This is a genomic window from Micromonospora sp. NPDC050686 (assembly GCF_040654475.1).
Lineage (GTDB): Bacteria > Actinomycetota > Actinomycetes > Mycobacteriales > Micromonosporaceae > Micromonospora.
Genome location: NZ_JBFAID010000060.1, coordinates 26479 through 41207, shown reverse-complemented (window position 1 = coordinate 41207; position 14729 = coordinate 26479). Strand labels below are relative to the sequence as shown.

Here is a 14729-nt window from a genome sequence, read left to right as displayed (position 1 = left end):
GGAGGGACACGCACCAACGGACCGGAACAGGCTGCCCCGCGCAGCCCACCGACACCAGGGCGTGAACACGATCAGCACACCCACCACCGGCCACCAGCCGAAAGGAGCAGCACTGGGCGCCGGATTCCATCTCCACGCCCACGCCACCCCACCCAGGTGGGAAACGATCCCGGAAAACTCAGGATCGCTTAGCTGATCAGAGACGCTGAACTTGGTGACCCGCGATCACCTGGGCCGCCCGGTTGCCGCAGTTGCGGCAGACCTCCTGGACCACGCCCGACCGGTCGACCATTGTCCGCAGACCGAAGATGAAGAACATCGCCCGCCATTACCCACCGGGCTCACCTTTTGCACATGCCGGCGCACGTGTCCTCCCGTCGTGAGCCGGTCCGGCCGTCCGCACCGGTCGGAGGTCTGTTGCCGCGCCTACCAACTTGATGTCGTAAACGAATCAGAGCGCGGCACGCATCGCCGGCGGCCCCAGGTCAACCGCCTGCGCCCATCGGTCGCCGCGGCCAGGTGATTCGTTCACGACATCAAGTTCGTAGCGTCCGCACCGGCACTCCCGGCCGGCGACCGCATCGCTCCGCCGTGTCGACCGGCGTCCGCCCGCCGCCTGGTGGCGCCGGGGCCGCCCCGGTAGGTTCGACGGCATCCTCACCCTCGTCGATCAGGAAGCCGGCTCCCGTGTCGCACATCGAGCAGATCACCGGTGAACTGCGGGCGCTGACCGCCGGCGTGGAACGCGCGCAGGGCCTCGTCGGCGCCGCCGACAAGCAGGCCCAGCAGGTTGCGCTGCGGGCCGCCGGCGCCGGCTTCGCGGCGGTCGCCGCCGGCGTGGTCCGGGTACGCGGGGCGATCGGCGACGTCCAGGGCGGGCTGGGTGGGCTCGCCACCTCCCTCGGCGAGGCGACCAAGGTCACCACCACCGTTCCACAGCAGGCCACCCCGCAGGAGACGATCGCCGGGCTGGCCCCGGTGCGGCAGGCCGTCGACGCCGCGCGGCAGGCGACCGCCCGGACCATCGCCCAGGTCGGTGAGGTGCAGCAACTCGCCCGTACGGTGCTGCACGGCGGCCAGCCGGGGCCGTTGCTGGCCGCGCTGGACAGCGTCAAGCAGGTGCTGACGCTGGTGGTGCAGCGGACCACCGGCGCCCGGCAGGCCGTCGAGGCGGCCATCGCCGAGGCCCGCCAGCTCGGCGCGACCGGCGACTGACCCCTGCCGACGGCGTCGCCGCCGGCGTGGAAGGCAGGCTGACGCACGAACGCGCCTGAGGAAGCGGGCGTGGGAGGAGAGGAGATGCCGTGACCGATTCTGTTCGTTGGCGGGACATCCGGGCGGAGTACGTCCGGCGGGCCGGTGGCGAGGAGGCGGTGGAAGCCGCCAAGCAGGAACTGCTGGCCGAGGTTGCAGGACACCGCCATACCGAGAGCCAGCGCGCCCGCGGCCCGCAGCAGCAAGGCCACGGGGCGGACTGACTTCTGCCCGTCCCGCATCGCTGCGGGACGGGCAGCAGCCGGAGCCAGAGGTCAGCTCGATGCCCCCGAGGGCATCTCCACGCCGAGCCAGATCGGCTGCCAGTCCGCCACCTCGTGGAAGCGGCGCAGCTCGTGCAGCCCGGAGACCGTCCCGCTCCACGCCCCGTACGGCGGGTTGGTCTCGTCGAAGCCGCTCTGCACGAAGGTCAGCTTGGTCTTCCCGCCGGACTCGGCGAGCTCCCAGGTGGTGACCCCGGTCGGTCCCCAGTCGACGGAGATCTTGCGGCCCGGCTCCAGGTCGACCACCTTGGCCGCGTAGCCGGCGTCGAAGCCGCCCATGGCGTACCGGCCGCCGACCCAGGGCTCGATGCCGATCGGGTAGCCGAACCAGGCGCTGGCCTGCTCCGAGTCGGTCAGGGACGTCCAGACCTTGTCGGTGGGCGCGCCGATGAGCAACTCGCCGCGCAGGTCCGCGGAGGTGAAGTCGGTCCGGGGCAGCAGTTGCTGCCCCTCCAGGTGCGCGGCGAGGTTGGCCAGCGACAGCGACCACCAGGTCTGCAGGACGCCCCGGATGGTGCTGCCGGCGAGCGCGTCGGCGAAGCTCCAGTGCGACTGGGTGAGGGTGAGGACGGTGGCGTCCGGGCCGTCCGGGGCCAGGGCCAGCTCGGTGGTGGTCTCCACCCCGTCGAGCACCCAGGCGAAGCGCAGGGTGTGCTCGTCGACGTGCAGCGGACGCTGGTGCGGGGCGTCGCCGTCGGGCGTGTAACGGCCCCAGAACTCGTATCGGTCGGGCAGCGCCACCTCGGCGTGCTCGGCGAACCAGACGTGCAGCTCGGCGGGGTCGGTCAGCGCGCGCCGGACGGCCTCGACGGGAGCGGCCAGGCGTACGCGGATGGTCAACAGGTCACTCATGTGGTTCGCCCTTCGGATAACAGGCCACGGCGAGCTTGAAGGCGTCGCCCTCGGCGCCCCCGTAGCGGCTGAACAGGTCCTGCAGCGTGGACTGCAGGTCGTGCAGGAATTCCTGCCGGCGGTCGGCCGGCACCCGGATCTCGCCGGAGACGCCGATGGAGGGCAACTCCGGCGCGGACCGGTCGAGCGCGGCGACGTCGGCCTGGACCTCCTCCATCAGGTCCAGCAGGTGGCCGAGGCTCAGCTCGTCGCGGACCCGGCGCAGCCCGCCGATGCGGCCGACGAGGCGGGGAGAGAGCCAGTACGACCGGGCGGCGGCCTGCCAGATCCCCTCGTTGATCCCCCGCACCTTGCGGGTGGCGACCTGCTCGACCAGCCCGGCCGCGGCGAGTTGCTTGACGTGGTAGTAGACCCGCTGCGGGGTCTGCTCCAGCCGGGCGGCGACCTCGGTGCAGGTGCGCGGCTCGGCCAGCTGCCGCAGCACGTCGACGCGTTGCGGCTTGAGCAGGGTCTCGGCCTGCTCGATCTGCTCCAGGTACAGGACGTCTCTCATCGCAAAAACAAGTTTGTACGTACAAAATCTTCTTGTCAATAGGGTCGACGAAAGGCCGCGCGGCCCGCGCGGCCTTCCTCGTCGGCGGTGGGAGGGATCAGGGCGTCCAGTCCGGGCGCAATGGGTACGTCGACTCACCGTCCGGCCCGGTGCGGGTGGCCAGCACCTGGTGCAGCTGGATGTCGTTGCGCTCGAACCCGAGCCGCGACCCGGCCATGTAGAGCCCCCACACCCGGGCGGTGCCCGCGCCGACCTCCGAGACGCAGAAGTCCCAGTGCTCGACCAGGTTCCGGCACCAGCCGGCCAGCGTCAGCGCGTAGTGCTGGCGCAGGTTCTCCTCGTGGTGCACCTCCAGCCCGGCGTCGTGGATCTCGCTGATCACCCGTCCCGGCCCGGCCAGCTCGCCGTCTGGGAAGACGTACCGGTCGATGAACGCGCCGGACCGGTGCGGGGCCCGGTTGTCCGCCCGGGTGATGCAGTGGTTGAGCAGCCGCCCGTCCGGGCGCAGCCGCTCCCGCAACGCCCGGAAGTACGACGGGTAGTTGCGCACCCCGATGTGCTCGGTCAGCCCGATCGAGGAGACCGCGTCGAACTGCTCGCGCGGCGCGTCCCGGTAGTCCAGGTGCCGCACCTCGGCCAGCTCGGTCAGCCCCTCCCGCTCGATCGCCGCCTGCGCCCACTGCGCCTGCGCCTTCGACAGGGTCACCCCGAGCGCCTTGACGCCGTACTCCCGGGCCACGTGCCGGACCATGCCGCCCCAGCCGCAGCCCACGTCGAGCAGCCGCATCCCCGGCTTGAGCGCCAGCTTGTTCGCCACCAGGTCGTACTTGGCCGCCTGGGCCTGCTCCAGCGTGTCGCCCGCGCTGTGGAACACCGCGCAGGTGTACGTCATCGACGGGCCGAGCACCTTCTCGTAGAAGGCGTTCGACACGTCGTAGTGGTGCGAGATGGCCGTGCTGTCCCGGCCCTTGGAGTGCCGCAGCCCGCCCAGCACCCGCCGCCAGCGCGGCAGCGCCTCCTGCGGCGGGGGCGGCGGCGGCAGCAGCCGCTCCCAGCCCAGCGCGCGGACCAGGGCCAGCCCCTCGGCCACCGGCGGCAGCCGCAGCGGCAGATCGTCCTTGAGCACCCGCAGCGCCTCGTACGGGTCGCCCGGGTGCACCCCCTCCAGCCCCAGGTCACCACTGACGTACGCCCGCGCCATGCCCAGGTCGCCCGGGGCGGTGAGCAGATACGACAGGCCCCGCTCGGAACGGATGGACAGGGTGATCCCGGCGTCGGCCGGTCCGACGGCGCTGCCGTCGTACGCGGTGATCCGCACCGGCAGGGTGCCGGTGGTGACCGCCCGGACCACGTCCGCCACGGTCGTTCCCGCCCGCCGGCCCCCCGGCGGCGGTGTCGAGGGCGTGCTCGCCGCCCCCTGAGTTCGGTCGGTCAGGCTCATTTCCGTGCTACCGCCTTCTCGTACAGTCCGGTCAGCCGGTGTTCCGGGTCGTAGCGGTCCCGCACGGCGCGCCACACCACGCCGCCGTAGAGCCGGTCGAACGTTTCCCGGTCGTAGTACGCGTCCGAGTAGAGCGACTTGTGCCCACCCGTCTCGGACACCGCCCGCTCGATCGAGCGGTTGACGTCGCCGTCCGTCGCCGTATCGGCGATCGGCACACTCCCCCAGAACCCGATGTTCACATACGTCTCGCCCGGTTGGAGGGGATACAGCGGCCAGGCCCGGGCCGAACCCGGACCGGCCGGCTCGCGCAGCCGCAGCGGGCACAGCCACACCGGCGTCATCCCCACGTTCCCGGCGAACCAGCGCAGGAAGCCGGCCATCTCGGCCAGCGGGATCTCCACGTCCTGCACCACCCGCTCCCGCGCCGGCCGACCCCGCCACCGGTCCACCCGGGCGGCCACCTGGTGGCGGTGCTCGAGGCGGACCAGCCGGTGGTAGAAGTCGCTGCGCCGGTAGCGCTGCGGCCAGAGCCGGCGGACCACCGGGTGCTGCACCCCGAACGCCGCCGAGCACCAGAACCAGTCGGTGTCCCAGCGCCACAGATAGTCGTACGCGGTGAGGGCGTCGCGGGTGCGCCGGCGCAACGACCGGTAGTAGATGTCCTGCCCGGTGTAGTCGCTGGGCCGCTCCGCCTCGTCGGTGAACGTGCCCAGCACGAGGTACGCCTCGCCGGGGCTGAACATCACCCCGTCCATCGCGTCGACCGGCTCGCCCGCCCAGGCCCCCTTCTCGATCACCTCCCCGATCGCGTCGGTGAGCTCCTCCAGCCGGGTGAAACGGACGTTGCGCAGGCTCACGTACCGGCGGACGGGTTGCAGCTCGATGCGCAGCCGGGTGGCGTAGCCGAGGCTACCCAGCGAGTTGGGAAACGCGCGGAACAGCTCCGCGTGCTCGCCGACCGGCCGGGCCGTGACGATCTCACCGGCGCCGGTGAGCACGTCCAGCTCGGTCACCGACTCGTGCGGCAGGCCGTTGTGGAAGGACGTGGACTCGATGCCCAGCCCGGTCACCGCCCCGCCCAGGGTGATGGTCCGCAGCTGCGGCACCACCAGCGGCATCAGGCCGTGCGGCAGGGTCGCGTCGACCAGATCCTCGTAGGTGCACATGCCCTGCACGTCGGCCGTGCGGGCCCGCGGGTCCACGTCGAGCACCCCGGTCAGGCCGCTGACATCCAGCCCCGGGGTGCGGGGGGTGGATCTCGGGCGGAACAGGTTGGAGGTGCGTTTGGCCAGCCGTACGGGCTCACCGGCGGGCACCGCGGCGTACGACCGTCGCAGGGCGTCCACCGCCTGATCATGGTCAACCGGATGATCCACACGCTCAGCGCGCATGAGATCACATTACGCTAGATCGGCCCGACCGGGGGGACGTCCACGGTGGCGTTTCACCACCGGCGGTCGCACCCGCCACCGGTGGCCGGACGGCGGCGGCCGGCACAGCGTGGAGAACATGTCTGTGGAACGACCTCGTGATCGCCGCGAGCGACGGGGGGCCTTCCGGAAGGACGTCACAATCGTCGGCTGACCAGGCCAGCCGCCCGCCGGGCGGTCGACCGAGGGTGACCGCGCGGGGCGGCGATTGGCCCCGGGACGGCGGCGTGCGTCAGGATGCCCCCATGGCCGTCTCCGATGACCGCAACGATCCGGCCGGCACCGTCTACGGCGCCGCCCGCCGCCGACCGGGCGTGCCCGGCCTGCCCCGGGACCCGCTGCTGCGGGCCGCCGTGGCGATCGGGACCGTCGGCGTACTCCTCGGGGCCTTCTTCGCCACCGGCGCGCTCGGCGGCGGCGGCGACGAGCCGGTGGTCCCGGCCGCCGCGGCCACCCAGCAGCCGGCGGCGCAGGAGTCGTCGGCGGGCGCCGAGCCGACCGAGGAGCCCGTTCCCACGGCCGAACCGTCACCCACCCCCGAGGCCACCACCGCGCCCCCGCCACCGCCCGCCCCGGCCGGCCCGCCGACCGGCCCCCAGGTGGTCCGGGCGGCGACCTCCGGGCTCTGCGTGGGCGTGGCCGGCGACGACCCGGAGGGCGCCGACGCGACGCTGGTCGACTGCACCGGCGGCCCCGAGCAGCAGTGGGTGGCCACCCCGGTCGACGGCGACGTGGTCACCCTCACCAACGCCGCCAGCGGCAAGTGCCTCGACCTCGACGGCGGCAGCGGCGACGACGGCGCGGTGGTGCAGCAGTGGTCCTGCCACGGCCAGCCCAACCAGCAGTGGCGGGTGGTCGCCATCGGCACCGGGCCGGTGCTGTTCACCCCGGTGCACAGCGGCAAGTGCCTCAAGGTGCGCGACAACGCCACCACCGTCGGGGCGGTCCTGGAGCAGTCCACCTGCACCGCCACCGCCGAGCAGCAGTGGACCCTGGGCTGACCCCGGCCACCAGCGGTCAGCCCCGGTAGCTCCAGGCGCGGCCGGCGGCCACCGGGACCGCCGGGACCGGCGCAGGCACCGCGCCCCGGCGGCGCAGCAGCAGCGAGAGCCCGGCCGCGCCGATCGACAGCGCGCCGGCCACGTACCAGGCCAGGGCGTAGTCGCCGAGCCGGTCGCGGACCAGGCCCGCGCCGGTCGCGGCGACCGCCGCGCCGACCTGGTGGGCGGCGAACACCCAGCCGAAGACCACCGCGCCGGAGGCCCCGAAGTACTCCCGGCACAGCGCCACCGTCGGCGGCACGGTGGCCACCCAGTCCAGCCCGTAGAAGACGATGAAGACCAGCATGCTCGGCTCGGCGGTGCCGGTGAACAGGCTCGGCAGCAGCAGCAGCGACGCCCCGCGCAGCGCGTAGTAGGCGCCGAGCAGCAGCCGGCTGTCCACCCGGTCGGTGAGCCAGCCGGAGAGCAGCGCACCGACGATGTCGAAGAGCCCGACCAGGGCGAGCAGCCCGGCGGCGGTGGTCTCCGCCATGCCGTGGTCGTGGGCGGCCGGCACGAAATGGGTGCCGACCAGCCCGTTGGTGGTCGCGCCGCAGATCGCGAAGCCGCCGGCCAGCAGCCAGAACGGCCGGGTCCGGGCCGCGGCGGCCAACGCGCCGACCGCCCGGGCCGCCGCCCCGCCGCTGGCCGGCGGCGGCGGGACGACCTCGGTGCCGCCGTAGGGCGGCAGGCCCAGATCCGCCGGGTGCTCCCGCAGCAGCCAGGCCACCAGGGGTACGACGGCCAGGGCGGCCCCGGCCACGACCAGCGCCGCCGCGCGCCAACCGTGGTCGCGGACCAGCACGGCGAGCACCGGCAGGAAGACCAACTGCCCGGCCGCCCCGCCCGCGGTCAGCACTCCGGTGACCAGCCCGCGCCTCTTGACGAACCAGCGCCCGGTGACGGTCGCCACGAACGCCAGCGCCATCGAGCCGGTGCCCAGCCCGACCAGCACGCCCCAGGCGGCGACGAGCTGCCAGCTCGCGGTCATGAACACGGTCAGGCCGCTGCCGAGGGCGACCAGCAGCAGCGCGCCGGACACCACCCGGCGGATGCCGAAGCGGTCCATCAGCGCGGCGGCGAACGGGGCGGTCAGCCCGTACAGCAGCAGGTTGACCGAGACGGCGGCGGAGATGGTGGCCAGCGGCCAGCCGAACTCGGCGTGCAGCGGGTGCAGCAGCACACCGGGGGTGGCGCGGAAGCCGGCCGCGCCGACCAGCGCCACGAAGGCGACGGCGGCGACGTACCAGGCCGGATGTGGGCGGTGTCGGATCACGCTGCCGAGTCTGCGGGGCCGGCGGGCCGGCGGCGAGTGGCCGGAAAGCCATGAGGCGCAATAATCGGGCCATGACCGTCGCTCCGCACCGGATCGCCGTGCTCGCCGTCGACGACGTGGTGGGCCTGGACCTCGGCACCCCCGCCCAGGTCTTCGGCACCGCCCGCACCGACCAGGGCACCCCGCTCTACTCGATCACCGCCGCCACCCCGGGCGGCCGGCCGGTCCGCTCCACCGCCGGCTTCCAGGTCCTCCCCGACCACGGGCTGGAGCTGCTGGAGTCCGCCGACACCGTCGTCGTCCCCGGCATCCACGCCGGGCCGCCGCTGACCGACGGCACTGTCGAACCCGCCGTCGCCGAGGCGCTGCGGGCGGCCCACCAGCGAGGCGCACGGATCATGTCCATCTGCACCGGCGCGTTCGTCCTCGCCGCCGCCGGCCTGCTCGACGGCCGCCCGGCCACCACCCACTGGGCGTACGCGAACCGGTTCCGCCGCCTGCATCCCGGCGTCGACCTGGACCCCGACGTGCTCTTCATCGACGACGGCCCGGTGCTCACCTCGGCCGGGGTGGCCGCCGGCATCGACCTCTGCCTGCACGTCATCCGGACCGACCACGGCAGCGAGGTGGCCAACCGCTCGGCCCGGCGCTGCGTGGTGCCACCCTGGCGCGACGGCGGCCAGGCCCAGTACATCGAACGGCCGGTCCCGCCCAAGGCGCGCAACGGCACCGGCGCCACCCGGGACTGGGCCCGGGGGCGGCTGCACGAGCCGGTCGCGCTGCGCGACCTGGCGGCGCACGCCGGGATGAGCGTACGCACCTTCACCCGGCACTTCCGCTCCGAGACCGGCCTCAGCCCCGCGCAGTGGCTGGCGCAGCAGCGCGCCGACCACGCCCGGCTGCTGCTGGAGACCACCGACCTGACCGTGGACCAGATCGCCCACCGGTCCGGCTTCGGCACCGCCGCCGCCCTGCGCCAGCAACTCCAGGTACGCATCGGCGTCTCCCCGTCCGCCTACCGCCGCACCTTCCGCCGCACCCCCACCTGACCCACTCCCGCCGCCCCCGACCCCTCAAGATCAGCGCGACCTACGGATCAGGCCGGGTGGGGCTGACGGCGCAGGGCGCGCAGCTGAGCCAGGTGCATCGGCAGGTGCACCCGGGTGTGCAGGTCCAGCACCCGGCCCCAGGGCAGCGACTCGTCCACGTCCAGGTCGAAGCCCTCCCGCAGCACGGTGTCCACCGGGGTCTCCGCCGCCGGGCCCAGCCGGTCCGCCAGCACACACAGCTTCTGGCTGGTGGCCCGCAGCAGGGCGGCCAGCCCGTCCAGGCCCCCGCACTCGGCGACCAGCGCGTCGAGCTGCGGCCGGTGAATGGTCTCCAGGTCGTAGTACGCAAACGGCGAACCGGCCAGCACCGCCTCGGTGGCCTCGCTCATCAGCTCGTCGTTGGCCGCCAGGTGCGCCACGATCTGGTCGGCGCTCAACTCGCCGTCCTCCGGCGGCCCGAACCCGCCCCCGTCCAGCTCGGCGAGCACCGCCTCGTACGCCCGCCGCAGCTGCCCGCTGTCCACCTCGTCCACCCCTCCACTCAACCCCGCCCGCCCTCGCCGACCATGGACTTATGGCGCCCGGTTCATCCAGACGAGTGGCTTCTGCCCAGCGCCACAGTCCATGATCGGCGGGAGTGGCGGGTGGGGGCGGGGGCGTCAGCGGCGGCCCTGGCGGGCCCGGAGGTAGTCGGCGACGACGTACTCGCCCAGGTCGTCGGGGTCGGGGGTGAACATCCGGCCCTTGGAACGGCGGGCCACCGCGTCGACGAAGCGGCGCAGGCCAGGGTCGTCGCCGAGCATGAACAGGTTGATCGTGGCACCGTACCGGGTCAGCCGGTCCACCTCGCGGATGGTCGCCTCGATCGTCTCCGGCAGCGGCGGCCAGTGGAAGTACGCCTCACCGTCCTCCGGATCCAGGTGGGCGGTGGGCTCACCGTCGGTCACCACCAGCACCACCGGCTCGGCGCCCGGGTGCCGGCGCAGATGCCGGCCGGCCAGCCGCAGCGCGTGCTGGAGGTTGGTGCCCTGCTCCAGCTCCGGCTCGACCGCCGCCAGCTCCTGCTGGGTCAGCGCCGCCGCCTCCCGCCCGAACCCCACGATCTGCAACGCGTCCTGCGGGAACCGGGTCGCCACCAGGTGCGACAACGCCAGCGCCGTCTGCTTCATCGGACCCCACCGGCCCTGCGAGATCATCGAGTACGACAGGTCGACGCAGAGCGCCACCGCCGCCGAGGCCCGCCGCTCGGTCTCCACCACCTCGAAGTCCTCGACCGCCAGCCGCACCGGCACCGACGGACCGGCCCGGCGTACCGCCCGGGTCAGCGTGCGCACCACGTCCAGGGGCTGCTCGTCGCCGTACTCCCACTGCCGCGACGCCCCGCTCACCTCGCCCGCCGCCCCGGCCGCACGCAGGTCGTGCTGCCCGCGCGGGCCGGCCGTCAGCTCGCCGAAGACCCGGCGCAGCGCGGTGGCGGCGAGCCGGCGCAGCGCCTTCGGGCTGAGCGTCAACCCGTCCGCGTCCCGGCTCACCCAGCCCTGCCGGCGCAACTCCCGCTCCAGCTCCCGCAGCCGGCGTACGTCGTCGGCGGCCTCCCGGCCCAGCGTCCGGGCCACCGCGTCGACGTCCACCTCGTCCAGCGTCGCCCCCGGCTGGTCCTGGTCGAGGGAGTCCAGCAGCTCGTCCAGCTCGGCGATCTCGTCCAGCGCCCCGGTCGCCTCGCCGTAGCCGAGCGCCGGCTCGCCGCGTACCCGTTCGCCGCGCTGCCAGTTCAGGTCGGGCCGCAGCGCCCGCAGCTGGTCGTCGAGCCGGGACAGCTCCCCGGCCAGCCGGTCGCCGAGCGACTGTTGCATCAGCCCGGCCAGTTCCTCGCGCTGCCGGTCCGACAGCGACCGCATCAGCCGCTCACCGGCCGCCGCCCGACGGGCCAGCACGTCCACCAGCTCGTCGACGTCGCGGGGCCGCTCCGGGAAGAACTCCCCGTGCCGGCCCATGAACTCGGCGAACGCGTCGGTGGTGTCCTCGCTGCGGGCGTGCCGGGCCAGCAGGTGGTTCAGGTCGCGCATCATCTCGGCGAGCTGCCGCTGCACCGCCGGGTCGCCGGCCACCCGCGCCGCGTCCCGCAGCCCGGCGAAGCGCTGCTCCAGCACGTCACCGCGCAACCCGGCGAGGATCCGCTGGTACGTCTGCCGCCCCTCCTCGCTGGCCCACTCGTACCCGGCCAGCTCCCGCACCGCCCGGGCGGTGGAGCGGGGCAGGTTGTCCAGCACCGCCTCGGCGAACCGGGCGTCGTCGTCGTCCCGCTCGCGCAGCGCGTCCCGCTCCGCGGCGAGGGCCTGGTCGAGCAGTGCCTGTGACCGGGTCACCGCCCCGTCCAGGTCGCCCCGGCGCAGCGCCTCGCGCCGCAGCCGCCGCGCCCGGGCCGCCAGCTCGTCCAGGCCGCCCCGCCCCTGCGGGCCGCGCCGCAGCAGGTCGCGCAGCGCCTCCCGCAGGCTGCCGCCGGCCAGCACCTCCGCGCCGACCGCGTCCACCGCCGCCCGCACGTCGTACGGCGGGGCGAGCGGGTCGGGCCCGCCGCGCCACTGCCCGTACCGGAACCGGTTGCCGGCCATCGCCTAGCCCCGGCCGCCGTAGACGGTCCGGCCGGACTCGGTGACGTCCTTGCCGAGCCGGCGGGTCAGGTGCAACCCCTCCAGGACGAACTCGATGCCCGCGGCGGCCTGCGCCGGGGTGGGCGCGTCGCCCAGGCCGAGCCGGTCGAGGGCCTTGGCCAGCCCCGGCACGGTGCCGACCTGCCGCAGCAGCTCCGCCGACGGCACCAGCTCGCCGGTCTCGATCACCCCGCCCTCGGCGACCAGCGTGGTGAACCCGGACAGGTCCAGCCCGGCCAGCCGGGCCCGGAAGGTCTCCGCCGTGGCGGTGCGCAGCAGGTGAGCCAGGATCTCCGTCTCCCGCCCCTCCTCGCCGCTCTCGAACTCCACCTTGCCCCGCAGCGTCGACGTCACCGACACCGCGTCGCCCACCCGCGCCACCGGCGCCTCCGCCGCGGAAAGGAGGGGGCCCTTGTTAACGCTTCCCGTTGTATAGGGGCCCCCGCTCAACACCTCACCGGAGCCGGCGGGCACGGGGGTGGAGCCGGCGGCGGGGGCGGCGAGCAGGCCGGCGCGGCGCAGCGCGGCCGCCGCGACCGTCTCGGCGGCGGCGATGGCGAACCGGGCGGAGACGCCGGACCGCGGGTCCACCGACGGCGACTCGCGCACCGCCCGGGCGAACCGGGCGAGCACCTCCAGCACGTGCTCCGGCACCTCGGCGACCAGGTCGGCCTCCTGCCGGATCAGGGCCAGCTCCATCCCCAGCTCCACCGGGTAGTGGGTACGGATCTCCGCGCCGAACCGGTCCTTGAGCGGGGTGATGATCCGGCCCCGGTTGGTGTAGTCCTCCGGGTTGGCGCTGGCCACCAGGAGCAGGTCCAGCGGCAGCCGCAACTGGTAGCCGCGGACCTGGATGTCCCGCTCCTCCAGCACGTTGAGCAGCGCCACCTGGATGCGTTCGGCCAGGTCGGGCAGCTCGTTCACGGCGAAGATGCCCCGGTTCGTACGCGGCACCAGCCCGAAGTGGATGGTCTCCGGGTCGCCGAGGGTGCGCCCCTGCGCCAGCCGGATCGGGTCCACGTCGCCGATCAGGTCACCGACGCTGGTGTCCGGGGTGGCCAGCTTCTCGCCGTAGCGCATCGAGCGGTGCAGCCAGCCGACCGGCAGGTCGTCGCCCCGCTCGGCGACCAGGGCGCGGGACGCCGGGGTGAGCGGGTGCAGCGGATGCTCGTTGAGCACCGAGCCGGGGAGCACCGGCGTCCACTCGTCCAGCAGCGCGCCGAGCGAGCGGATCAGCCGGGTCTTGCCCTGGCCGCGCTCGCCGAGCAGCACCATGTCGTGGCCGGCGAGCAGGGCCCGCTCGACCTCCGGCAGCACGGTGTCCTCGTAGCCCACGATGCCGGGGAAGCGCTCCTGCCCGGTGCGCATCCGGGCCAGGAGGTTGTCGCGGAGCTCCTGCTTGACGGTGCGGTAGCGGTGTCCCGCCGCGCGCAGCTCGCCGAGCGTGCCCGGCAGGTCGGCGGGCGGGACCGGAATTGCCTGGTTTGGCGCAGTCACCCGGACCACGCTAGCGCGGTCACGCCCGCCGCCGCCCGCTTCCCGCCCCGCCGCGGCGCCGGATCGGACGCGGGAGCGCCGGAGGGCACGAACCGGCCGGCGCCGCGGCGGGCGCCGGCCGGCACGGTACGCCGGGTCAGCCCCGGCCGCAGTGTTGGCAGCCACCCCGCCGGCGCAGGTGGTACGCCAGCGCCGCCGCCCCCAGCGCCGGCCCCCACAGCGGCCAGAGCAGCATCGGCGCCTCGGCCGCGCTGAAGTCCTCGGTGAGCCGCCAGAACTCCGGAAGGGTCAGCAGCGCCAGCGCCGCCCCGGTCACCGACAGCGCGACCAGCCCGGCCGGGACCACCGCGACCGCCACCGGCACCCGACGGCCGGCCAGCCCCGGCAGCCAGCGCGGGAACCGCTCCCCCCAGGGCCGGACGAGGCCCAGGGTGAGCACCGCCCCGACGGTGGCGAAGGCGCCCAGCCCCGCGCCGGCCCAGACCAGCCCGGTCTCGCGCATCTCGGCCAGGAAGTCCGTACCGATGCCGAGCGGGATCCCGGCGAGCCAGGCGAAGCGGGTCGCCGCGTACACCAGCGGGATCAGCGCCGCGGTCCAGGCCGCCCATCGGCCCCACCGGGCCGCCGCGGCCGGCTCGGTCCAGCGGCCCGCCGCGTCGCCCCGGCCGCAGGCCAGGCAGGCCGAGGCGGTACGCCGCCGCCAGACCAGCAGCGCCCCGGCCAGCAGCACCCCGCCGACCAGGGCGGCGCCCCGGGCGAACAGCGCCCAGGTGAACAGCGTGGAGTAGTCGACCGGCGGCCAGCCGAACGGGGCGCCGAGCAGCAGCATCGGGGCGTACCCGAGCATCATCAGCACCCGCACGTCGGGCACCACCACGGCCAGGAACGCGGCCAACGTCCACCCGTACCCGAGCACCAGGGCGCGCAGCGGGCCGCGCAGCGGCGTGGAGCCGGACGCCACCAGGGCGACGATCGCGCCGAGCAGCAGCAGCCCGGCGAAGACCGGCGGTCCGGCCGGCACCGGAACCGACCGCAGCAGGTTGGCGCCGTCGCCGTACGGGTCGTTGGCGCCGAACGGGTAGCCGGCGCCGGTGAGCGTGCCGACCAGTGCGAGCAGGCCCCAACCGGCGAGCCAGGCGGCGGCCAGCGGCGGGGCGAGGCCGAGCCGGCGACCGACGGGAGCAGAGGTTCGGGTTTCCATGGCTCCAGCCTCGACCGGCCGGCGACGGTTCTCCTCCCGCGCCGGGAGCAACCCGGTCCCCCGGCCGGGGGACCGGGCCCCACCAGCGTCGGCAATCCCCGACCGGTACGCGGCGTGAGATCCGAGAAGCGCTCCGGATACGCCGATCGGCGGGCTGTCGCGCCCCGCTTCCGCCCCTATACTCGCGGTTAAGCTCCC

12 protein-coding genes and 1 pseudogene are annotated in these 14729 nt (G+C 74.5%); 4 read left to right on the top strand and 9 right to left on the bottom strand.

Going from position 1 to position 14729, the window contains the following annotated elements:
• Nucleotides 1–687: 687 nt before the first annotated feature.
• Nucleotides 688–1215 carry a DUF6244 family protein gene (locus AB0H57_RS27950; RefSeq protein WP_357511491.1) on the top strand — a complete coding sequence of 176 codons (528 nt, stop codon included), beginning with the start codon at nt 688–690 and terminating at the stop codon, nt 1213–1215.
• A gap of 89 nt (nt 1216–1304) precedes the next feature.
• Nucleotides 1305–1460, top strand: a pseudogene (locus tag AB0H57_RS27945) (transcriptional regulator); the annotation flags it as partial.
• A gap of 69 nt (nt 1461–1529) precedes the next feature.
• Here AB0H57_RS27945 and AB0H57_RS27940 read toward each other — a convergent pair.
• The 4 genes from AB0H57_RS27940 to AB0H57_RS27925 form a co-directional block, all read right to left on the bottom strand.
• Nucleotides 1530–2390, bottom strand: a complete 861-nt coding sequence (locus AB0H57_RS27940; RefSeq protein WP_357511489.1) for an SRPBCC family protein — start codon at nt 2388–2390, stop codon at nt 1530–1532.
• Nucleotides 2383–2943, bottom strand: coding sequence for a helix-turn-helix domain-containing protein (locus AB0H57_RS27935; RefSeq protein ID WP_357511487.1), 561 nt, complete (start codon nt 2941–2943; stop codon nt 2383–2385). Before AB0H57_RS27935 ends, AB0H57_RS27940 begins: the two co-directional genes overlap by 8 nt.
• A 97-nt stretch (nt 2944–3040) precedes the next feature.
• Nucleotides 3041–4384 carry a class I SAM-dependent methyltransferase gene (locus AB0H57_RS27930; RefSeq protein WP_357511485.1) on the bottom strand — a complete coding sequence of 448 codons (1344 nt, stop codon included), beginning with the start codon at nt 4382–4384 and terminating at the stop codon, nt 3041–3043.
• On the bottom strand, nt 4381–5778 hold the full coding sequence (locus tag AB0H57_RS27925; protein WP_357511483.1) for an FAD-binding oxidoreductase: 1398 nt from the start codon (nt 5776–5778) through the stop codon (nt 4381–4383). Before AB0H57_RS27925 ends, AB0H57_RS27930 begins: the two co-directional genes overlap by 4 nt.
• 284 nt (nt 5779–6062) lie before the next feature.
• On the opposite strand from AB0H57_RS27925, the gene AB0H57_RS27920 reads away from it, so the two are divergent.
• Nucleotides 6063–6818, top strand: a complete 756-nt coding sequence (locus AB0H57_RS27920) for an RICIN domain-containing protein (RefSeq protein ID WP_357511481.1) — start codon at nt 6063–6065, stop codon at nt 6816–6818.
• A gap of 16 nt (nt 6819–6834) precedes the next feature.
• Here the strand turns inward: AB0H57_RS27920 and AB0H57_RS27915 are convergent, their stop codons facing one another.
• Nucleotides 6835–8133, bottom strand: coding sequence for an MFS transporter (locus tag AB0H57_RS27915; RefSeq protein ID WP_357511479.1), 1299 nt, complete (start codon nt 8131–8133; stop codon nt 6835–6837).
• 71 nt (nt 8134–8204) lie between these two features.
• On the opposite strand from AB0H57_RS27915, the gene AB0H57_RS27910 reads away from it, so the two are divergent.
• Entirely contained in the window at nt 8205–9182 is a 978-nt protein-coding gene (locus tag AB0H57_RS27910; protein WP_357511477.1) for a helix-turn-helix domain-containing protein, read from the top strand.
• 47 nt (nt 9183–9229) lie between these two features.
• Here AB0H57_RS27910 and AB0H57_RS27905 read toward each other — a convergent pair whose 3' ends face one another.
• From AB0H57_RS27905 to AB0H57_RS27890, 4 genes are all read right to left on the bottom strand, one after another.
• The gene (locus AB0H57_RS27905) at nt 9230–9706 is read right to left on the bottom strand and encodes a hypothetical protein (protein ID WP_357511495.1); all 477 of its coding nucleotides are present in this window, start codon (nt 9704–9706) and stop codon (nt 9230–9232) included.
• Nucleotides 9707–9841: 135 nt separating this feature from the next.
• Nucleotides 9842–11794, bottom strand: a complete 1953-nt coding sequence (locus AB0H57_RS27900; RefSeq protein WP_357511475.1) for a VWA domain-containing protein — start codon at nt 11792–11794, stop codon at nt 9842–9844.
• A gap of 3 nt (nt 11795–11797) precedes the next feature.
• The gene (locus AB0H57_RS27895) at nt 11798–13339 is read right to left on the bottom strand and encodes a sigma 54-interacting transcriptional regulator (RefSeq protein WP_357511473.1); all 1542 of its coding nucleotides are present in this window, start codon (nt 13337–13339) and stop codon (nt 11798–11800) included.
• A gap of 127 nt (nt 13340–13466) precedes the next feature.
• Nucleotides 13467–14531 (bottom strand): hypothetical protein, encoded by a 1065-nt coding sequence (locus tag AB0H57_RS27890; RefSeq protein ID WP_357511471.1) that lies wholly within the window; start codon nt 14529–14531, stop codon nt 13467–13469.
• Between the last annotated feature and the right edge of the window lie 198 nt (nt 14532–14729).